Origin of the sequence: Amycolatopsis sp. lyj-90 (genome assembly GCF_046549035.1) — a bacterium.
Taxonomy (GTDB): domain Bacteria; phylum Actinomycetota; class Actinomycetes; order Mycobacteriales; family Pseudonocardiaceae; genus Amycolatopsis.
On sequence record NZ_JAJPWP010000017.1, the window covers coordinates 114,380 to 133,957 of the forward strand.

Annotated in this window: 18 protein-coding genes; 7 read left to right on the top strand and 11 right to left on the bottom strand. The window is 69.3% G+C overall.

The features are described from left to right. The first annotated feature begins 37 nt into the window (after positions 1-37). From ACLJPX_RS43120 to ACLJPX_RS43130, 3 genes are all read left to right on the top strand, one after another. On the top strand, positions 38-1,132 hold the full coding sequence (locus tag ACLJPX_RS43120; protein ID WP_410605920.1) for a glycosyltransferase family 4 protein: 1,095 nt from the start codon (positions 38-40) through the stop codon (positions 1,130-1,132). Positions 1,133-1,187: 55 nt separating this feature from the next. Continuing rightward, positions 1,188-1,925: a Long-chain-fatty-acid--CoA ligase gene (locus tag ACLJPX_RS43125; RefSeq protein ID WP_101612709.1), complete on the top strand. Its 738-nt coding sequence runs from the start codon at positions 1,188-1,190 to the stop codon at positions 1,923-1,925. Positions 1,926-2,049: 124 nt separating this feature from the next. After that, positions 2,050-2,901, top strand: a complete 852-nt coding sequence (locus tag ACLJPX_RS43130; RefSeq protein WP_410605921.1) for an NAD(P)-dependent oxidoreductase — start codon at positions 2,050-2,052, stop codon at positions 2,899-2,901. An 11-nt stretch (positions 2,902-2,912) separates the two neighbouring features. On the opposite strand, the gene ACLJPX_RS43135 is transcribed toward ACLJPX_RS43130, so the two are convergent. The 8 genes from ACLJPX_RS43135 to ACLJPX_RS43170 form a co-directional block, all read right to left on the bottom strand. Continuing rightward, positions 2,913-4,835 (bottom strand): GTP-binding protein, encoded by a 1,923-nt coding sequence (locus ACLJPX_RS43135; RefSeq protein WP_410605922.1) that lies wholly within the window; start codon positions 4,833-4,835, stop codon positions 2,913-2,915. 214 nt (positions 4,836-5,049) lie between these two features. Further along, on the bottom strand, positions 5,050-6,492 hold the full coding sequence (locus ACLJPX_RS43140) for a glycoside hydrolase family 3 protein (protein ID WP_410605923.1): 1,443 nt from the start codon (positions 6,490-6,492) through the stop codon (positions 5,050-5,052). 3 nt (positions 6,493-6,495) lie between these two features. Then, positions 6,496-7,326, bottom strand: a complete 831-nt coding sequence (locus ACLJPX_RS43145; RefSeq protein WP_101612713.1) for a carbohydrate ABC transporter permease — start codon at positions 7,324-7,326, stop codon at positions 6,496-6,498. Next, positions 7,323-8,309, bottom strand: coding sequence for a carbohydrate ABC transporter permease (locus tag ACLJPX_RS43150; RefSeq protein ID WP_410605924.1), 987 nt, complete (start codon positions 8,307-8,309; stop codon positions 7,323-7,325). The genes ACLJPX_RS43145 and ACLJPX_RS43150 overlap by 4 nt, the downstream gene beginning before the upstream one ends. Further along, positions 8,306-9,598, bottom strand: a complete 1,293-nt coding sequence (locus ACLJPX_RS43155; protein ID WP_101612715.1) for a sugar ABC transporter substrate-binding protein — start codon at positions 9,596-9,598, stop codon at positions 8,306-8,308. Before ACLJPX_RS43155 ends, ACLJPX_RS43150 begins: the two co-directional genes overlap by 4 nt. A gap of 298 nt (positions 9,599-9,896) precedes the next feature. Then, a complete protein-coding gene (locus ACLJPX_RS43160) occupies positions 9,897-10,319 on the bottom strand; it encodes a DoxX family protein (protein WP_410605925.1) in 423 nt (140 codons plus the stop codon). 110 nt (positions 10,320-10,429) lie between these two features. Next, the gene (locus tag ACLJPX_RS43165) at positions 10,430-12,484 is read right to left on the bottom strand and encodes a hypothetical protein (protein WP_410605926.1); all 2,055 of its coding nucleotides are present in this window, start codon (positions 12,482-12,484) and stop codon (positions 10,430-10,432) included. A gap of 78 nt (positions 12,485-12,562) precedes the next feature. After that, positions 12,563-13,360, bottom strand: a complete 798-nt coding sequence (locus ACLJPX_RS43170; RefSeq protein ID WP_410605927.1) for a thioesterase family protein — start codon at positions 13,358-13,360, stop codon at positions 12,563-12,565. A gap of 59 nt (positions 13,361-13,419) precedes the next feature. On the opposite strand from ACLJPX_RS43170, the gene ACLJPX_RS43175 reads away from it, so the two are divergent. Further along, a complete protein-coding gene (locus ACLJPX_RS43175) occupies positions 13,420-14,115 on the top strand; it encodes a TetR/AcrR family transcriptional regulator (RefSeq protein WP_410605928.1) in 696 nt (231 codons plus the stop codon). A gap of 9 nt (positions 14,116-14,124) precedes the next feature. Further along, complete coding sequence (locus ACLJPX_RS43180) at positions 14,125-15,330, top strand: PP2C family protein-serine/threonine phosphatase (RefSeq protein WP_410605929.1); 1,206 nt, start codon at positions 14,125-14,127, stop codon at positions 15,328-15,330. Between the two features lies 1 nt (position 15,331). Here the strand turns inward: ACLJPX_RS43180 and ACLJPX_RS43185 are convergent, their stop codons facing one another. Beyond that, entirely contained in the window at positions 15,332-15,901 is a 570-nt protein-coding gene (locus ACLJPX_RS43185) for a YdeI/OmpD-associated family protein (protein WP_410605930.1), read from the bottom strand. 89 nt (positions 15,902-15,990) lie between these two features. On the opposite strand from ACLJPX_RS43185, the gene ACLJPX_RS43190 reads away from it, so the two are divergent. Further along, positions 15,991-16,350 (top strand): arsenate reductase family protein, encoded by a 360-nt coding sequence (locus tag ACLJPX_RS43190; RefSeq protein WP_410605931.1) that lies wholly within the window; start codon positions 15,991-15,993, stop codon positions 16,348-16,350. Between the two features lie 55 nt (positions 16,351-16,405). Here ACLJPX_RS43190 and ACLJPX_RS43195 read toward each other — a convergent pair whose 3' ends face one another. Continuing rightward, positions 16,406-17,587, bottom strand: coding sequence for an MFS transporter (locus ACLJPX_RS43195; RefSeq protein WP_410605932.1), 1,182 nt, complete (start codon positions 17,585-17,587; stop codon positions 16,406-16,408). Between the two features lie 75 nt (positions 17,588-17,662). Between ACLJPX_RS43195 and ACLJPX_RS43200 the strand changes: the two genes are divergently transcribed. After that, positions 17,663-18,205 carry an ArsR/SmtB family transcription factor gene (locus ACLJPX_RS43200; protein WP_410605933.1) on the top strand — a complete coding sequence of 181 codons (543 nt, stop codon included), beginning with the start codon at positions 17,663-17,665 and terminating at the stop codon, positions 18,203-18,205. A 3-nt stretch (positions 18,206-18,208) separates the two neighbouring features. On the opposite strand, the gene ACLJPX_RS43205 is transcribed toward ACLJPX_RS43200, so the two are convergent. Beyond that, on the bottom strand, positions 18,209-19,561 hold the full coding sequence (locus ACLJPX_RS43205; RefSeq protein WP_410605934.1) for a PLP-dependent aminotransferase family protein: 1,353 nt from the start codon (positions 19,559-19,561) through the stop codon (positions 18,209-18,211). Between the last annotated feature and the right edge of the window lie 17 nt (positions 19,562-19,578).

Below are 19,578 nucleotides of genomic sequence, written 5' to 3' on the forward strand. Positions count from 1 at the left end.
GTGTCCCTTAATAAGGCGCCCGCACCTGGAGGTAACCGTGTTCACCTCGAATGTCCGCGTGACCGAACCGGTCGTCTTCGTCCTGCCGGGGGAAGCCGGGGAGACCAGCGGTGAGTACGACCGACGGATGTGCCAGAACCTCCCGGCCACCGGCCTCCCGTTGCTGGAACTGCCGATCGCGGGCGACTGGCCGATGCCGGGGCCACTCGCCCGGTCGAGACTGGCGCGCTCGCTCACCGCGCTGCCCGACGACACCGTCGTCCTGATCGACGGCACGGTCGCCTGCGGGGTCCCGGAGATCGTGATCCCGCACGCCCGGCGGCTGCGGCTGGCCGTCCTGGTGCATCAGCCGCTCGCCGACGATCCCGCGCTCGACCCGGCGCAGGCCGGTGAACTCGACGCGTGCGAACGGGAGACCCTGCGGCTCGCGGGCATGGTCGTCGCCACCGGGCCGTGGCTCGCGCGGCAGCTGATCGACCGGCACGACCTCGACCCCACCCGGGTCTACGTCGCGACACCCGGCACGGACGCCGCACCGCTCGCCACCGGCGCGGACGGCGTCTCCCGGCTGCTCTGCCTCGCGCCGATGACCGCGCGCCACGGCCAGGACGTGCTGATCCAGGCGCTCTCGATGGTCGACGAACTGGCGTTCAAATGCGTCTTCGCCGGCGCGATGCACCACGATCCCGTCTACGTGGACGAACTGCGCTGGACGGTGGAGCGGCTCGGGCTCGGTTCCCGGATCAGCCTCATCCGGCCGCCGGACGACCTCGACCTGGTCTACGACGGCGCGGATCTGCTTGTCCTGCCCGCCCGCGGCGGCACGTCCGGACTGGTCGTCGCCGAGGCGCTCGCGCGCGGGATCCCCGCGGTGACCACCGAAACCGCCGGCGCGCACGATGCCCTCGGCATGGCGCCCGGCGGCGGGGTCCCCGGCATGCTGGTGCCACCGAACAATCCGTCCGCGCTCGCGACGGCTCTGCTGCGCTGGTCGCTCGACGCCGAGCTCCGCCATTCCCTGCGGACGTCGGCGCTCGCGCGGAGCAGCGTCCTCGAGGAATGGGACGTCGCCGCGGGCAGGCTCACCGATGTTCTTTCCCGATTGCAGGCCGCGCCGCGACAGCTGGCTTGATCATCGCCCGGAAGCAGCTATCGCCGGTGAACGTCGGCTCGCTTGACTGGGCGGCATGCGAATCGTCGATCTTGCGTCCCGTCCCGATCTCCTCGACCCCGCACTGAATCTCGGCGATGTCGGGGGTGAGTTCATCTACCGGGGTTTCAGCGGCAAGATGATCACCCCGGAACGGTTCCTGCGGCACTGGGCCCGCTACTTCCTGATCGCGCTGGACGACGACGGCGTGCCGATCGCGCGGGCGCTGTCGGTCCCGCTGACCTATCCCGCCGAGGATCGCCGGGAACTGCCGGAACACGGCTGGGACGAAGCGATCCAGTGGGCCGCGCAGGACCTCATGGACGGCCGCGAGCCGGACACGTTGTGCGCGCTCGAAGTCGTCGTGGCCCCGAAGATGCGCGGGACGGGCCTGTCCACACCGATGCTGAAGGCGCTCAAAGCGCGTGCGGCCGAGACGGGGTTGAAGCGGCTGATCGTCTCGGTGCGCCCGATCGGCAAGGAGGACGAGCCGGACGTCCCGATGGAGGAGTACGCCGTCCGGCGCCGTGAGGACGGGCTGTTCGCCGACCGCTGGCTGCGCACCCACGAACGGCTCGGCGCGCGGATGATCAAGGTCTGCCCGTTCGCCGTGACCATCTCGGGCTCGATCGCGGACTGGCACGACTGGACCGGCGTCAAACTCGCCGACGGAGACAACGTGATCCCCGGTGGGATCGCGCCGGTGCACGCGAACGTCGAGCGGGACTGCGGGGTCTACGTGGAAGCGAACGTGTGGATGGTGCACCCGTTCTAAAGCCTCGTGAGTGGTAAGGACGGTTAGAACCGTCCTTACCACTCACGAGGGGCATTCCTCGCGATTTCCGGCAGGAACATCTCATCGTCCACACCGGTTCGCGACCCTGGGGCACAGTGGGTCCATGGGTATCTCACGAGTCGGCTTCGCCGGGCTGGGCAGCATGGGCGGGCCGATGGCACTGAACCTGGCGCGGGCCGGAATCCCGTTGCTCGTCTGGAATCGCACCCCCGGCAAGACCTCCGAACTGGTGACCGCGGGCGCCGAGGTCGCCGAGGACGCGGCGGAGCTCTTCACGCGGTGCGAGGTCGTGTTCCTGATGCTGAAGGACGCGGCGGCCGTCGATGCCGTGCTCGACCGCGGACGGCCCGCGCTCGCCGGCCGCACGATCGTCCACATGGGAACGACGGCGCCGGAGCACTCCCGCGGGATCGAGGCCGAGCTCCTCGCGGCCGGGGCGAAGTACGTGGAGGCACCGGTTTCGGGCTCGAGGGTTCCGGCCGAGGCGGGGGAGCTGGTCGCCATGCTCGCGGGCGACCCGGGCGCGATCGGGGAGATCCGGTCGCTGCTGGAGCCCTTGTGCCGGGAGACCGTGCACTGCGGGCCGGTACCGAACGGGCTCCTGATGAAGCTGGCGGTCAACGTGCAGCTGACCGCGGTCGTGACCGGGCTGGCCGAGACCGTCCGCTTCGCCAGGGCGCACGGGCTCGACCTCGGCCTGCTCACCGACGTCCTCGGCGCGGGGCAGCTGGCCAGCCCGATCCTGCGGGTCAAGGTGCCCAAACTGACCGAAGAGGACTTCACGCCGCAGGCGTCGATCGCGAACGTCCTGGCCAACGTCGAGCTGATCGCGGCGGCGGCAGGGCGAGCGGGACTCACCCTGCCGCTGCTCGACGCGTCCCGTGCCCTCTACGCAGAGACCGAGCGGCTCGGGTTCGGTGCGGAGGACATGGTCGCCGTCGTAAAGGCGCTCTGAACGCCGTGACGTCAGACACGCCGCAGCACGCGTAGCAGGTATTCCTTGCGCTCCAACGGGTTGTGATCGGTCCGCGACCGTGACGGTGCCGCGCCCCGGACGGGCCGGTAGCCGTGGAAGGCGGTCTCCATCGTGCCTTCGCCCCTTGTCGCCGAGGGCAGGAGTTGGTGCACCTCATGGGTTTTCGCCGCCGGGATCTCGCCGTCGAGTTCCGCCGTCCCGCCTCTCGTGAGTGTCGTGCGCGGGACGGCCCAAGCCTGCGCCAGCAGCGCGGTGACCGGGCCGAGCGTGTCGGCCGGGGCCTGGAGGGTGAACCGGTGCATCGGCTCGTGCACGGTCGTCCCGGCCTGTCGCAGCGCCGCCATCAGCACTAGCGGCGTCAGATCGCGGAAGTCGCCCGCGGTACTGGACATGCTCTTGTCGAACGTGCCGTAGGCGTGGCTTTGCCTGGCGTGGTAGCCGGAATGCGTCATCGTCACCACGCAGTCGAGCACCTCCCAGCCGTGGACGCCCTCGCGCAGTGTCTCCTTCACCGCGTCCTCCACGGCCTTGATGAAGGAATACGGCATCGAGCCGAGTTCGACCTCCAGCCGGAACGAGATCCCGCTTCCCGCCGGGCCTGGTTCGACGCGCAATCCGACCGTGGCGAGAAAGGGATTCGGCGCTTTGTCGATGATTTCGGCGGCCGACCCGGTGCCGGAGACGCGCTCGACGCAGATCGTGGTCGTCTCGCTGAACGTGACGTCGATGCCGTACTCCTCCGCGAGCGTCGCTTGAATGACCTCCTTCTGCACTTCGCCGTACAGCGAGACCGAGGTTTCCCCGCGGATCTCGTCGTGCCGCAGGCCGATCAGCGGATCCTGTTCGGTCAGCCGGGTCAGCGCCTGATGCAGCGGTCCGCGATCGACCGCGTGCACCGGGGAGACGACGGTTTCCAGCGTCGGAGGTGAGAACAGAGCCACTTGCGCGTGCCTTGGCCTGGTCCCGAACACGTCACCGATGCGGACATCGAGCCCCGACAGCTTCGCGATCCGCCCGGCACTAGCCGATCCCGAAGACACGGCCGAGCCGTTGTCGAAGACGCTGATCGCGGTGACCTTGCCTTCGCCGTCACCGAGCAGGACCTTGTCGCGGACGGCGACAGTGCCGGAGTACAGCCGGACGTAGGCGATCTTTTCGCCGCCCGGAGCGCGTTCGACCTTGAACACCGTGCCGGACAGTGGCCCGTCGGCGTCGCCTTCCTTGGCGGGCAGCAGATTCTCGATGCCGTCGCGGAGTGCGTCGATACCCGCTCCGGTGATCGCCGAGCCGAAGTAGACCGGATAAGCGAGCCCTTCGACCACTTTTGCGGTGAGTTCGGCCTGCAGTCGCGACGGTGTGAACGCGTCCGGGTCGGTGAGGTATTCGGTCAGGAAGTCCTCGTCGAGCGTCGCCAGCAGGTCGGCCACCCGATCGGGTGCCACGGGGTCCATCGCGACGACCGACGGCGTGAGTTTCTCGGCTATCTCACGGAACACGCGGTCCGGGTCGGCTCCGCGGCGATCCAGTTTGTTCACGAACAGCAGCGCCGGGATCCCCAGCCGTCGCAGGGTCCGCATCAGGATGCGAGTCTGCGCCTGAACGCCTTCGACCGCGGACAGCACCAGGACGGCGCCGTCGAGCACGCCGAGCGCGCGTTCGACCTCGGCGATGAAATCGGGGTGGCCGGGGGTGTCGATCAGGTTGACGATGACGTCGCCGACGGCGAACGACACCACGGCCGCCTTGATGGTGATCCCACGGGCGCGCTCCAGCGCCAGCGTGTCTGTCTGGGTGCTGCCGTCGTCGACACTGCCCAGTTCGCCGATGATCCCGGCCGTATGCAGCAGCCGCTCTGTCAGGCTGGTCTTCCCGGCGTCAACATGCGCCAGAATCCCCAGATTGAGGGTCTTCACGAAGTGTCATGTCCTTGAGGTAGGCGGAAATTACCTGAGGGAAGAACATGGACACTGGCAAGACGATCATCTCCTGGGCCGGGAACCGATCTTCCCGACTACACACCCCCGCCGCCCGCTTCGCAACCGAATAACCCCCCAACGCAATTCGTCCTCTAGTTGCGGTACTTGCACATGCAAGTACCGCAACTAGAGGACGAAACGCGAGAGAGGGTCAGGCCAGGTACTCCGCGGCGGCGCGGAGGCTGACGTAGGACCCGCTGAACGTGTCGAGCCGCGGACCTTCGGTGTCGGGGCCGGGAGCGCCGGTCTCGACCCGGATGTAGTCCACGCCTGCCTCACGGAGCCAGCCGAGGAACTCGCGGACCTCAGGGTGCCGGTGCGCCTCGCGGGTCACCACGACGATGTCGCGCGCGCCGTGGACGGCGTCGATCGCGGTCGCGATCTCGTCCGAGGTGACCTTGAGCGCGCGGGTGCCCGGCACGAGTTCGGTCAGATGCGCACCGAGCCCCCACGGCATCGGGCCCGCGGCGATGATCGGCTCGGTCTCGATGTCGATCACCAGCGGCGGCCCGTCCAGCTTCGGCGAGCCCTGGATCCGCAGCGCCTTGCGAGCCGCCTCCAGGCCGAGCCGGTGGTCGACCGGCGAGATCGGCGTCGACACCGGGGGAGTGCCGAGCGCGGCGACCCGCTCCGACGCCTCCACGAGCCGTTCCATCGGCAGCTCGCCGGATTCGACCGCGGCCGCGATGACCGCCGCGATCCGGTTCAGCTCGTCCTCTTCGAACGAAACACCGCCGAGGCAGAGCGCGTCGGCACCGGCGATCAGCGCCCGCACCGACGCCCGGCCGACACCCTCGGTCTTGCCGAGTTCGCCCGCGATGGCACCCATGTCGAGCGCGTCGGTGATCACCGCGCCGGTGAAGCCGAGCTCGCCGCGCAGGACGTCGGTGAGCGCCTTCGGGTTGAGCGTTGCGGGCAAATCGCCCCACGCGGGCACGACGAGGTGCCCGGTCATCACCGCGCGCACCCCGGCCGCGATCGCCGCCTTGAACGGGACGAGCTCGATCTCGTGCAGTTCCGCCTCGGTCCTGGGCAGGACCGGCAGCGAGTGGTGCGAATCGTCGGTCGCCGCCCCGTGCCCGGGGAAGTGCTTCGCCGACGCGGCCACGCCGTACTTCTGCAGACCGGTGATGTACGCCGCGACATGCGGCGACGCCTTCACCGGATCCGAACCGAACGCGCGGACCCCGATGGAGGGATCCTCCGCCGCCAGGGTCAGATCCGCGCACGGGGCGAAGTTGATCGTGACCCCGCACGCGGCCAGCCGCTCGCCGAGCGCCGCCGCGACCGAGGTCGTCAGCTCGACGTCGTCCGCGGCGCCGAGTGCGAGTGGTCCCGGGACGAACGAGCCGGTGGCGACGTCGAGCCGCGTGACGTCACCGCCCTCTTCGTCGATGCCGATGAGCACGTCGGGCCGCTCCGCCCGCAGCTGCGCGCTGAGCGCGGCCACCTGCTCGTCGTCGACCACGTTGCGGCCGAACAGGATCGCGCCGCCGAGGCCGTCGGCGACCTTGCGCCGCAGCCAATCCGGTGCGGTCGTGCCGTCGAAGCCCGATACGAGAACGGAGCCGGCGAGCTTTTCCGGTGAAGACAAGGATTATCCCTTCACTGCGCCTGCGGTCAGGTTGGACACGAGTTTGCGCTGAACGAGGATGAAGAACACCAGCGCGGGTACGGCGTAGATGACCGACGCCGCCATGATCCCGCCCCAGTCCACGGAAAACGCCGTCCGGAACGACGAAAGCCACACCGGCAGCGTCTGCTTGTTCTGGTCGCGCATGAACACGAACGCGAACAGGAACTCGTTCCACGCGGTGATGAAGCTGAACACCGACGTGGTCACCAGTCCCGGCGCGAGCAGCGGCAGCGTCACCCGGCGGAACGCGCCCGCCCGGCTGCAGCCGTCGATCATCGCGGCTTCTTCGAGGTCGTACGGGATGCCGTTGACGAAGCCGTAGAGCATCCAGCACGTGAAGGGCAGTGTCGCGGCGAAGTACACCAGCAGCAGCGAAGGCAGCTGGTTGAGCAGCCCGGCGTCCCGCATCAGCAGGTACATCGGGATCAGCAGCGCCTCGAACGGCGCGAGCTGGGCGATCAGCACCAGCATCAGGAACCCCTTGCGCCCGCGGAATCGCATCCGGGACAGGGGAACCGCGGCGAGCACGCCCGCGACGAGCGAGCACAGCACCGCGCCGATCGTGACGATCAGGCTGTTGGCGAGATAGGTGGTGAATCCGGGCTTCGTCAGCGCCGTGACGAAGTTGTCGAACGTCACCGAGAGCGGGATCAGGTCGTAATTCGGCGACAGGACTTCGCCTGGCGTCTTCAGCGCGGACGTGACCATCCAGTACGTCGGGAAGACGAACAGGAAGGCCACGATCACGCCGAACGTGCCGAGGCCGATCCGCTGCGCGAGGGACTTCTTCATGACAGGTCGGCCTCCTTCGTGCGCACCAGCAGCTGGACGTACCGGGCGGTGAGCAGGATCAGCACGAGCATCATCAGCAGGGCGGCGGTCGCCGCCAGGCCGAAGTGGTTGCCTGCGAGGCCCTTGAGGTACATGTAGACCGGCAGCGTCGTGCTGGAGCCGTCCGGCCCGCCCTGGCGGATCGCCCACACCTGGGCGAACAACTTGAAGTCCCACAGGACCGACAGGAACGTGACCATGGTCAGGATCGGCCGGATCGCCGGCCAGCTGACCGCCCAGAACGCCTGCCAGCCGTTCGCCCCGTCGATGCCCGCGGCCTCGTACTGCTCCTTGGGGACGCCGAGGAGCCCGGCGTAGAGCGTGAACGCCACGAACGGCACGGCCTGCCAGACGACCAGCAGGCCGATCACGGTCAGCGTGCTCGGTCCGGTGGCGAACCAGGAATGCCCGATGAATCCCTCGAAGCCGAGTTTCGCGAGCGTCTTGTTCAGGATCCCGTACTGCTGGTCGAAGATCCACTGGAAGATCGTGGTCGTCGCGAGCACCGGGGTCGCCCACGCGAGGATCAGCGCGACCTGCAGGATCACCCGGACCACCGGGTTGAGATGCCGCATCAGCAGCGCCATGAACAGCGCGAGCAGCAGGGTGGTGATCACGACCGCGGCGGTGAACACCAGCGTGCGGACGGTGATCTCCCAGAATTCGGAGTCGGACAGGATTTCGGAGAAGTTCTCGAATCCGACCCAGACCATCTCTCCGGAGACCAGCTCACGGAGGTCGAGCTTGCGGAAACTGATCCCGATCAGCTGCAGCGTCGGCCACCCCAGCAGGACCAGGATCGCGATCAACGCGGGAAGGATCAGCAGGTACGGCGCCGTCCGCTCGCCGAGGCGGAGGCGCCGGTTCGATTTCGGGGGCTTGATGCGCGGCGAAGCCGGCGGGGTGGCCCCCGCCGGCGTCGTCACATCTTTGGTCGTGGTCATCCGCCGATGAGCTTGTCGAGCGCTGCGTTGGCGTCGGCGGTCGCCTGGTCGAGCGATTTGGTTCCGGTCAGGTACGCGGTCAGCATGTCCTTGATCGGGTTCTGACCGGATTCGACGTCACCCCACTTGGGGCTGGTCGGCACGGCGCGGCCGTTCTTGGACGCCTCGGCCATGACCTTGGTGAGCGGGTTCGCGTCGAGCGCGGACACGTCGGTCGAGGTACCGGGGACGTAACCGGCCTTGGCCAGCTCGGTCTGGTACTTCGGGGTGGAGAACAGCTTGACGTAGTCCTTGGCCGCGGCCGAGTTCTTGCTGTTGGCCGGGATGACCAGGTTCGAACCACCGAGGAAGACCGGGGCCGACTTGTCGGCGGCCTTGCCGGGGATCGGGAAGGCGCCCGACTTCTCCTTGATGGACTTGTCGGTCTTCGCCGCGGTGTCGGCCTCACCCGGGACACCGATCATCATCGCGACCTTGCCAGCGCCGTAGATACCGGCCTGCTGCGGGGTGGCCTCGTCGGCGTCCTTCGGCGCCTTGGTGCCCGAAGCGTCGGTGAGCTGCTTGTAGAACTCGAGCCCGGCCTTGGCCTGCGGGGAGTCCAGGGTCGCCTTGAAGGACTTCCCGTTGGCCTGGGCGATGTCGCCGCCCTCGTCCCAGATGAACGACAGCAGCTCGTACCAGTTCTGGCCCGGCTGGTAGAGGGCCTGGAACTCGGGGTCGCTGCCGAACTTCGCCTTGAGCTTGGTGATCGCGTCGAGCCACTCCGCGCGGGTCTTGGGCGTCGCGGTGATGCCAGCCTGCTCGAACATGTCCTTGCGGTAGATGACCTCACGGTTGGCCGCGTAGAACGGGACACCGTAGGTCTTGCCGTCGAACTCGCCCGAAGCCTTGAGGCCCTGGAGCCACTGCGCGCCGTTGAAGTCGCCCACGCTCGAGGTGAGGTCGGCGAGCACGCCCTGGTTCGCGAACGCGGGGGTCTGGGTGTTGCCCAGCTCGATCACGTCCGGCGGGTTGTCACTGGCCAGCGCGGTGGTCAGCTTCTGCTGGATGCCGTTCCACTGCTGGATCTCGTACTTGACCTTGACGCCGGGGTGCGCGTCTTCGAATTCCTTGTGGAGCGAGTTCGTCAGTGCTTCCGGGGCGGTCCCGGTCATGAGCCAGACCGTGAGCGAGCCGTTCGAGGCCGGAGCGCTCGAATTCGTGCTGTCGCCACTGCCGGAACCGGCGCAGCCCGCCGTCGCGAGGGTGATGGCCGCGGCGCCCGCAGTCATCTTGAGCCAGCGCTTCACTCGTGCCGTCCTTTCGATGCCCGGCCACTGTGCCGGGCTCCCACAAAATGGTGTAGACCAATGCGGGCAGCGTGGTACGTACCACTCCGACTGTCAAGCAGGTGGCCGGTTCGTTGTAAACGAGCCGCAATCTTTCACCTTGAGTGAGCGCGTGATCACGCTGATGATCGGTTTTCGGCGCTGTCGACAAGCGCTCGCGAGGCGCGCTGACATGCGGTTTTTCGTTGACTGTTCCGGTGATCGGTGCATTCGGCGGGAGGCCGTTGCGCCGTTCGGAGGACGGCGGCCTCGCGTTCGCCTAGCGGTAGTCCTCGTCGTCGGCGGGAGGCTCGATTCCGAGCAGCGCGCGGGTCTGATCCTGCAGGAACCACGCCAGGGTCGCGGAGACGATCAGCAGGATCAGGGGGAGGACCGGGCCGCCGTTGGCGAGGATGAACAGCTCGGTGACGCTCGCGCCCACCATGACGCCCGCCAGCAGCAGTGCCGCGGGCCCGCCGAGGCGGGGGACGAGCAGGCCGATCGCGCCGCCGGCCTCCAGGACGCCGGTGACGTACCGGAGCCACTGCCCGAGCCCGATCTCGGCGAAGGTCTGTTCGGTGTGGCCGCCGGCGAACAGCAGGTAACCGCTGTAGAGGAACTCGGCCGCCAGCGCGACGCGCACGATCCACAGCGCGATCGAGCCGAGGGACAGGCTTCGGGTACCGCTGGCTGCGTCGGGCATGACGGGCATTTTTCTCCGGGTCGCGAGGGCTGGCAAGGTCGCCTGAAGTACATGAAGGCCCCTCGCTCACCTTCGGTTCAGCCACGACGTCGAGCGCCGGTCACGAGTCGTCACTTTTGTTCGCCGAGAAGTATCTGTTCGAGCAGCAGGTCGACGTCGCGGGCGGACTCGGCTTCGCCTATCCGGTGGAAGGTTTCGGCGGCGCGGAGTGCGCGCCGGGCGGCTTCGCGGATCCGGCCCGCGGCGCTGAGCACGTGGGCAGCGACGTGATCGAGCTGGGCGATGAGATGTTCCCTGGCGGGCGCGGTTTCGGTTTCCACGGCGTGCACGGCGGTTTCCGCGGCGTCGAGCGCGGTCAGCGCCGCGTCCAGGTCGCCGGACCGCAGCCGGGACAGCGTCGCGGCGTTCCGGCAGGTGGCGGCCACGTAGCCGCCGCCGATCGCCAGTGCCGCGTCGGCCGCCCGCGCGTAGAAGTCGGCGGCGTTCGCGCCGTAGCCGAGCAGGTCCAGTTGTTCGGCGGCGGCCATGCTCACCGAGATGTACGAATGCCCGGTGTCACCCGACTCCTCCAGGATCTCGGCGAGGACGGCGTATTCGTTGAAGGCGCGCGAAGACTCGCCGAGCGCGCGGTAGGTGTCGGCGTACATCCACCGGCAGCGGTGGCCCCAGTCCGGCAGTCCGGTGAGCAGGTCGATGGCGTGGGGCGCGACGTCGAGGACCTCGTCGTAGCGGCCGGCGCCGTGCAGCGCGGTGACGAGGACGTACCAATGTTCCGCGTTGTCCTTGCCTTTCGACGCGGCGACGCCGAGAGACGCGTAGGCGTCGTCGACGGCTTCCGCGAATCGGCCGGTGCCGATCAGGGACAACGCCCGCAGCTGACGGAGGTGACCGCGCAACCGTTCCGGGCCGCCGACGGGCAGCGTCACCAGCAGGTGCTCCACGAAGACGTCCAACTCGTCGAGCGATCCTGCTCGCTCGTAGGCGATCCGGACCTGTTCGACGGCTTCGACGGCCTTCTCGCCGACGTTGCCGACGATGAAGGCGTCCGTCGCCGCCTGCGCGAGTTCCAAGGTGGTCGCCGGATCCTCGCCGTCGCCGTTCCGCAGCGACGCCTCCAGGCACAGAAGAGTGCCGTGGAGCAAGGGATCGCCCGCTTCACGGGCCCGTTCGGCGCCACGCCGCAAGGCCTCGTACGCCTCGGGAGTGCGTCCTTGCCCGGAAAGCACGTGTGCCAGCCAGTATTCGCCCCAGCAGGCGGCGCGATCGTCGGTCCCGGCGCGCAACCGCGCCGCGGCCACCGTCGTCAGCGCGACCCCGGTCTCCGCCTGATCGTCGAAGACGAGCCACAGGCCGAGCCAGCATTGGTTGAGCAGGAACCGGATTTCGTCGCCGTGCCGCCGGAACCCGGCGGCCGCGCGGCGCAGCCGTTCCTCGGTGTCGTCGCCCTGGAAGAAGATCGCGCGCAGTTCCGCCAGCCGTGGGGCGAGCTCGTCTCCGACGGTGTCGATCGCGGCGAGACAGGCCCGCGCCTCCTCCGGTTCGGACCGGTGATTGTGGATTTCGGCCCGGACGACGAGTTCCTCCGCGGACAGGTCCGGCGGGGGCAGGATCGGGACCCGGGGCAGTGCGGAAGGCAGGAGCGGGACGAATTCGGTGACCGGTTTCGCGGCCATCTTCCGTTCCACGTACGCGGTGAAATAAGCGGTCTGATCGCGTTCGTCGAGTTCCTCGGCCTCGACGAACGCCGCCGCCCGCATCCGCCGGTGCAGCAGCCGCAGGGAAAGGCCGTCGTACGGACCGTTGAGAACGAACCGGATTTCGCCGTATCCGGTTTCCGTCAACCGTCGGGTGAGCAGGGCGGCCGACGCGAAGAACTCCAGCCTGCCGACGGCGTCCGAATGGTCGCCGACACCGTCCAAAAGCGACAGAAGATCGAAACCGGTGTGCTCGTTGCCGGTGAGCGCGCAGAACTCCAGCCGGAGCGCGTGGTCGCCGTACTGGCGCGGAGCACCCATGGACGCCCTGGTCACCCACCGGTAGGTCGACGCGGCCTCGGCATGCTTACCGGCGGCCGCCAGCGGCACCAGGGTCCGGCAGAGCCGGGTGATTTCGGCCCCGTCCCCGTCGGAGCCGCCCGCGTCCGCGCGGCGTGGTTCCACTTCCATGGTCCTGCCCCCAGAACAATGACGTCGACGCCGGATCTTAACTCCCGGAGTTCCGTCATGACCCTGCTTTCGGGTGGATCAGGGGACGCGCACGGCGGCAATTTGGGTGGCTTGCCCGATCAATCGGTTCTTTTCGTCCCAAAGTTCCGCGATCTCGTCCATGCGGTCGCCGCCGATCTCGCCCGCCCGCATCCGCACCCGGACCGGGCCCGGCGCCGGGATCCCGCGCAGGTACGCGGTGAACTGGACGGTCGGCGCCCAGCCCGCGATGCCGAGGTCGTAGGAGATCGGCGGTACCGGGTCGAGCGCCACGAGCAGGCTCACCGGATCCCAGTCGGTGCCGTCGGCGAGCCGCAGCCAGGACGAGATGACGCCTTTCCGGGACGGCTGTCCCACCGCGAAACCGGCCGAGGCCGGATCGAGCCGCTGCTCGACGACGTCCATCAGGCCGATGCGGAACCCGCCGCCGCCGTCGGCGGGGACGGGAAGGCAGTCCTGCTCCGGCGGGATCTCGACCGGGTCCACTCCGGACCACCACGCGTCGCCGTCCGTCAGGACGCCCTGGGTGATCAGGGCCTCGGTGCAGGGCGCGCCGTGCTGGCTCAGCCGCGCGCGCAGCTGGGTGAGGCCGCGGCCTTCGCGCAGGACCTCGACCTCGACGACCGCGGGGCCGGGCTCCGGGGCCACCGAGAACGAGCCGCTGATCGCGGTCAGATGCGGATGCGAGGAGACCGCCGCGGCAGCCTTGGCGAGGACGGCGAGCAGGTAGCCGCCGTGCAGCTTCGCCCCGATCGTCCACTGTGGATCGAGTTCGGTGTCGAACACCGGGTCGTCGCCCCGGCGGACCAGGGCGGTCGCGGTCTGGAAATGCGCCATACGGTCAAGCTGACATCGTCAAGTTGACGGTGTCAAGTCAATGCTGGCAGCATCACGGCATGGGCGCGAAGCGGACGAAGGCGCGGCCGGGCGAAGGGGAGAAGCTGCGGGGCGAGATCCTGCGCGCCGCCGACGCCCTGCTCGCCGAGACGGGGACCGACGAGGCGCTGACGCTGCGCGCGGTCGCGCGGCGGACCGGCGTCTCCACACCATCGGTCTACGCGCACTTCCCGAGCCGTGACGCGTTGCTGGAGGCCGTCTGCCTGGGGGTATGGGACGAGCTCGCGCAGCGGATGCGCGAACACGCCGCAGAAGTCGCCGATCCCATGCGCGCGCTCAGCCGGTGCGCGCGGGTGTACGCGCGGTTCGCACTGGACCATCCGGTGCAGTACCGCGTACTCCTGATGCGACCGTCCGGCGGTTCGTCCCCCGGCGCGGTCGCCTGTTTCCGGCACCTCGCCGACGCGACGGCCGCCTGCGTGCGCGCGGGCATCCTGCGTGGCGAACCGGAAGTCCTCGCGATGGGCCTCTGGTCGGCGATGCACGGATGCGTGAGCCTGCTGATCACCCAGCCGGGATTCGACTGGCCGGAGGAGCCGGAGGTGATGATCGACACCGTCATCCGGATGGCGGGACTCGGCACGGCGCTCGCCTGCCGGGTCCCGCGGGAAGCCATACCGCCGAGTGCCGAATTGGCCGACGGCCTCGACGAACTGGCGGCGGGCTGGACGACATCGCGCCGTCGGACTGGCTAGGCTCAGCGCATGTCCGGGACTTCGACCGCCGACGACCGGCTCCGGGTGCTCGAGGCCATCACCGACACCGCGCTGGGACATCTCGATCCCGAAAGGGTGATGGCCACGATTCTCGGCCGGGTGCGCGAAGTGCTCGGCGTCGACACGGCCACGGTCCTGCGGCACGACCCGGAAGCCCAGCAGTTGCACGCGATCGCCGCCTCCGGCATCGAAGAAGAGGTCTTCCAGGACGTCCGGATCGCCGTCGGCGCGGGGTTCGCGGGCCGGGTGGCCGCGGAACGGCGTCCGGTGATCCTTGACCACGTCGACGAGACCACCGTGGTCAACGCGCTGCTGCGGGAACGCGGGCTCCGCACCCTGCTCGGGGTGCCGATGGTGGCCGGGGACGAGCTGATCGGCGTGCTGCACGTCGGATCCACGACGCCGCGCGAATTCCCCGAGGCCGACGTCGACCTGCTGCGGCTGGTGGCCGCGCGGCTCGCGCTGGCGTTGCAGATCGACAACTCCGCCACCGACCGCGCGGCCGCGGCGGCACTCCAGCGGAGCCTGCTGCCGGGACGGCTGCCCGCCGTCGCCGGGATGAAGTTCTCCGCGCGGTACGTCCCGGGTACCGAGCCCGGGGTCGGTGGTGACTGGTACGACCTGTTCCCGCTGCCGGGCGACCGCCTCGGTGTCGTGATGGGCGACGTCGCCGGGCACGGCCTCAACGCCGCCGTGATCATGGGACGGCTGCGCAGCGCGCTTCGCGCCTACGCGCTCGAATCGGACGATCCGGCGGAGGTTCTGTCCAAATTGGACCGGAAGGTCCATCATTTCGAACCGGGTGCGCTCGCCACCGTCGTGTACGGACTGGTACCGGCTTCGCGGGACAGCGTGGCGATTTCGCTGGCGGGACATCTCCCTCCGGTGCTCGCGGTGCCCGGCCGTCCCTCGGTGTTCGTCGAGGTCCCGGTCGACCCGCCCATCGGGGTCACGGGACTGACGCGGCGAAGAACGGTGATCGAGTTGCCGCCCGGCGGCGTGCTCGCCTTCTACACGGATGGTCTCGTGGAGCGCCGGGATCGCCTGATCGACGTGGGTCTGCAGCGGCTCGCCGCGGTGATCACCCCCGAACTGCCCGGGGTGGTGTGCGCGCGGGTGATGGCCGCGCTCGTCGGCACGACGCCGGCACAGGACGACATCGCCCTCCTCGTGGCCCGGCGCGACGACCACTGAGTCACCGGACAGGGTGATTGGCGCGGAGGTTCACGGCCGCGAGTTCGACGGTCCTGGCGATCCGCCGCTCCCGGGTCTCCGGCTTCTTCGCCGTCAGGATCCATTCCAGGATCAGCCTTTTCGACGACGGCGGGAACTTCGCGAAATGGGTGCGGGCGGCTTCGTCGGCGTCGAGCCGGGCGCGCAGATCCTCGGGGACGCCTTCGCCGTCGGGCACCATCTGCCAGCGGCCCTTTTCCTTGGCGAGATCGATCATCGCCCGACCCCGTGCGGTCATCAGCCCGTCGGCGATCAGGCGGGCGGCACGCTCGCGATTGACCCGGCTCCACGAACTCCGGGGGCCGCGAGGTGTGAACCGCAGCCGGGAACTGGTCGCGTCGTTCTTGCGGTGCAGCCCGTCGATCCAGCCGAAACAGAGTGCCTGCTCCATCGCCTCCTCGATGCGGACGCTCGCGACGCCGTTGCCTTTGTGCTGGATGATCAGCCAGACCTCCTTCGCGGTGTCCGCGTTTTCGGCCAGCCAGGCGCGCCATTCGGCGGGGGTGGCGGCGGTGAAGGTGGTCTCGTCCATGACCGGGTTCCTCTCGTCGTAACGTCTGTGACCATCATCGGAAGCAAAGTGCTCACCGACTGAGCACTTTTGAAGGGAGGCGGTCTCGGATGGAGATCTGGGTGAACCCGGCGTGCGCCAAATGCCGGTCCGCGGTGTCGATGCTGGACGAGGCCGGGGCCGAATACACCGTGCGGAAGTACCTCGAGGAGCCGCCGACGGCGAAGGAACTGAAGGCCGTCCTCAAGCGACTCGGCCTCGAACCGTGGGACATCACCCGCACCGCCGAGGCGATCGCGAAGGAACTCGGGCTGAAGACCTGGGGGCGCACGCCCGCCGACCGCGACCGGTGGATCGAGGCGCTGGCGACACATCCGAAGCTGATCCAGCGGCCGATCATCACCGCCGACGACGGCACGACCGTGGTCGCACGGACTCCGGAGGCCGTGCGGGCGGTGCTGCCTGGCTGAGCGGCGGCGGTGAGGCGTTTGGTCTCGTGAGTGGTAAGGACGGTTCTAACCGTCCTTACCACTCACGAGGGCAGAGCAGCACCAGCGCCAGGATCAGCGCCGCCGCACCCGCGAACACAGGCCGCAGCCCGACACCCTCCGCGAGCAGTCCCGCCGTCAGCGCGCCCAGCGGTTTGGTGCCCCACGCGACGAGCCTGTGGCCGCTGGTGCCCCGTCCCAGCAGGTGGTCCGGGATGATCCGCTGCCGCAGCGACACGACGACGACGTTCCACACCACGACCCCGGCCCCGCCGACGAAGAACACCGCGCCGATCACGTAAGGATTTGTGGTCACCGCGGGGATCCCGACGAGTGCGGCGCCGGTGAGCAGGCTGAGGACCAGGGACCGGGTGCGGCCGAGCGCGAGTTCGATCCGCTCGGCCGCGAACGACGCCGCGAAGCTGCCGAGGGCGATGGCGGACAGCAGGAAGCCGTAGGCCTGTTCCGACAAGCCCATCGCCGACGACGGCCCCACCGCGTAGAGCACGAAGATCGTTATCATGGCGCTCGTGGCGAAGTTGAACCCGCCGACCATGATCGCCAGGATCCGGAGAATCCGTTTCTCCCAAAGGAAACGCAGTCCTTCGACGAGGTCTTCGCGCACGCTCGTTTCGCGGACGCGCTCGGCGCGGAACGTTCCCGGGACGAAGAAGAGCGCGACGATCGCGACGATCCAGAGCGCCGAGGGCACCGCGAACGCGGCGAAAGCGCCCGCGGCCACGAGAAAGCCGCCCACCGGTGGCCCGGCGAACTCGTTGGCGGTGAGTTCGGCGGCGTAGAGGCGGCTGTTGGCCCGCGTCAGCTGATCGCGGCCCACGACCTGGGGGAGGATCGCCTGAGCGGCCGTGTCGTGGACCGTTTCGGCGATCCCGAGTCCGAGCGCGACCACGTAGAGCAGCCAAATCGAGCCGAAGCCCAGTTCGATCGCAGCCGTGAGAGAAGCGAGCAGGCCCGCGCGGATCACGTTGGCGGTGAGCATCGCGCGGCGGCGGTCGACGCGGTCGGCGAGCACCCCGGCGTGCAGGGCGAACAGCAGCCACGGCAAGGACGACACGGTCGCCAGCCCCGCGACGAGCGCCGGAGACCGGGTGTACTGGACGGCCACCAGGCCGAGCACGACCTTGACGATCCCGTCGGCCAGATTCGACAGCCCCGACGAGCTCCACAGCCGCCAGTAAGCGGTCCCCAGCGCGGTCACCGATCGAGAATCACACATCGATGGGGAAAACTCAATCGATGTGTTTTTCTCCCATCGCTCGGCTACGCTGCGCTCATGGACGATCAGGTCGCCGCCAGGGTCGCGGACCGGCGGCGCGAGGCGACGGCGCGCGAGGCCAAGGCGCTCGGTCACCCGATGCGGTTGCGCATTCTCCGGCTCTGCGGGGAGCGCGAACTGACCAACAAGGAACTGGCCGACCGGCTCGGCAAGGACCCCGGCACGGTGCTCCACCACGTGCGGCAGCTGGTCGACGCCGGTCTGCTGGAGCAGGCGCCGGTGCGGACGGGCGCGAGCGGCGCGCTCGAGAAGCCGTACCGCAACGCCGGCAAGACCTGGTGGCTGGACGGGCCCCTGAACGAGGAAAACGAGGACACCCGGTTCGGGCCGATCGAGGCCTTCCAAGACGAACTCCGCGAGGCAGGCCCTGCTTCGGTGCGGGTGGTCGAGCGGTTCGCGCTGCACCTCTCGCCCGAGGAGGCCACCGAACTCGACAACCGCATCCTCGACATCCTCGACGAGTACATGGCCACCGACCACCAGCGGCTCGACAGGCCGTTGCTGAACGGGATCTTCCTGCTGCACCGCATGGCCGAGTGAGCCTCACGAGTCCCCGATGGCCTCGATCAGCAGGCGGGCGGCGGTGCCGACGGAACCGTCCGCGAGGTTGCCGTAGCCGAGAACGAGCCCGGGGGTGCCGGGAGTCGCGCGGTAGTCGTCGAGATCGGCGACGCGCAGTCCGTTGACGGCCGCTCGTCGCACCACCTCGGCCGCGGATCCGCCCGGCAGGTCCAGCACGAGGTGCAGGCCCGCGGCGATGCCGGAGAGGGGCAGCGGGCCGAGCGCGCCGACCAGCGCGTCGCGCCGGGAACGGTAGCGCCGCCGGGCCGCGCGCAGATGCCGGTCGTACGAGCCGCGTTCGAGGAAGGCCGCGAACGCGAGCTGGTCCAGCGCGGGCGGGGACGGCGAGGGTTCGACCAGCTCGGTCCACTGTGGAGGCAGGGCGTACCAGCCGAGACCGAGCGCGGGACTGAGCGTCTTGCTGACCGACCCCAGCAGCGCGACCCTCGCCGGATCCATGCCCTGCACCGTTCCGACCGGGCGCCGGTCGTAGCGGAACTCGGCGTCGTAATCGTCCTCGACGATGAGCCCGTCGACGTCGCGCGCCCAGTTCAGCAGCCCGGCGCGGCGGGCGGGCGACAGGACGGTGCCGGTGGGGAACTGGTGCGCCGGGGTCACGAGGACGGCCCGCACACCGGGCGGGATCTCGTCGACGCGGAGGCCGTCTTCGTCGACAGGGACACCGACGACTTCGAGACCGGCCCTCGTCGCGACGCGGCGGAGCGTCAGCCAGCCCGGCTCCTCGGCCGCGACGCGGGTGATCCCGGCCGCGAGCAGCGCGCGGCACACGCGGCCGAACCCGTCGGTGACGCCGGACGAGATCCGCACGTCGTCGACGACGGCGCCCCGGCATCGGCGGAGGTAGTCGGCCAGCACCGCGCGCAGATGCGGATGTCCACCCGGGACGGGGTAGCCGAACTCGCCGTGCGGCAGGTTCGCGAGCACTTCGCGGACCGCCTCCGCCCAGCGCTGCCGGGGGAAATGGCGGAGATCGGGCAGACCGGGCGCGAGGTCGATCTCCGGCGGCGCGGCCCGGCGGCGAAGGGGTTTCGCGGGCTCTGTCCCCGGCGCGACCCAGCGCACGACGGTGGCCGAGCCGGTGCGCGCGGCGAGGTAGCCCTCCGCGATCAGCTGCTCGTACGCCTGCGTGATCACCCAGCGGGAGAAGCCCAGATCCGCGGCGAGGGTGCGGCTGGGCGGCAGCGCGGCGCCGGAGCCGAGCGCGCCATCGCGGATCACCGTGCGGAGTGCCCGGGTGAGCCGCTCGTGCCGGGGACCCGGTCCGGAGAGGTCGAGGAGCACGTCCCAAGCCAGATTGGTCTGGGATTTCGTCATGTCAATGGACTGTAGTC

Bases quoted from the DNA above. Each gene is read 5' to 3' on its own strand.
- ACLJPX_RS43125 (WP_101612709.1), top strand. From the start codon at position 1,188: ATGCGAATCGTCGATCTTGCGTCCCGTCCCGATCTCCTCGACCCCGCA.
- ACLJPX_RS43130 (WP_410605921.1), top strand. From the start codon at position 2,050: ATGGGTATCTCACGAGTCGGCTTCGCCGGGCTGGGCAGCATGGGCGGG.
- ACLJPX_RS43145 (WP_101612713.1), bottom strand. From the start codon at position 7,326: ATGAAGAAGTCCCTCGCGCAGCGGATCGGCCTCGGCACGTTCGGCGTG.
- ACLJPX_RS43150 (WP_410605924.1), bottom strand. From the start codon at position 8,309: ATGACCACGACCAAAGATGTGACGACGCCGGCGGGGGCCACCCCGCCG.
- ACLJPX_RS43160 (WP_410605925.1), bottom strand. From the start codon at position 10,319: ATGCCCGACGCAGCCAGCGGTACCCGAAGCCTGTCCCTCGGCTCGATC.
- ACLJPX_RS43165 (WP_410605926.1), bottom strand. From the start codon at position 12,484: ATGGAAGTGGAACCACGCCGCGCGGACGCGGGCGGCTCCGACGGGGAC.
- ACLJPX_RS43170 (WP_410605927.1), bottom strand. From the start codon at position 13,360: ATGGCGCATTTCCAGACCGCGACCGCCCTGGTCCGCCGGGGCGACGAC.
- ACLJPX_RS43175 (WP_410605928.1), top strand. From the start codon at position 13,420: ATGGGCGCGAAGCGGACGAAGGCGCGGCCGGGCGAAGGGGAGAAGCTG.
- ACLJPX_RS43180 (WP_410605929.1), top strand. From the start codon at position 14,125: ATGTCCGGGACTTCGACCGCCGACGACCGGCTCCGGGTGCTCGAGGCC.
- ACLJPX_RS43185 (WP_410605930.1), bottom strand. From the start codon at position 15,901: ATGGACGAGACCACCTTCACCGCCGCCACCCCCGCCGAATGGCGCGCC.
- ACLJPX_RS43190 (WP_410605931.1), top strand. From the start codon at position 15,991: ATGGAGATCTGGGTGAACCCGGCGTGCGCCAAATGCCGGTCCGCGGTG.
- ACLJPX_RS43200 (WP_410605933.1), top strand. From the start codon at position 17,663: ATGGACGATCAGGTCGCCGCCAGGGTCGCGGACCGGCGGCGCGAGGCG.
- ACLJPX_RS43205 (WP_410605934.1), bottom strand. From the start codon at position 19,561: ATGACGAAATCCCAGACCAATCTGGCTTGGGACGTGCTCCTCGACCTC.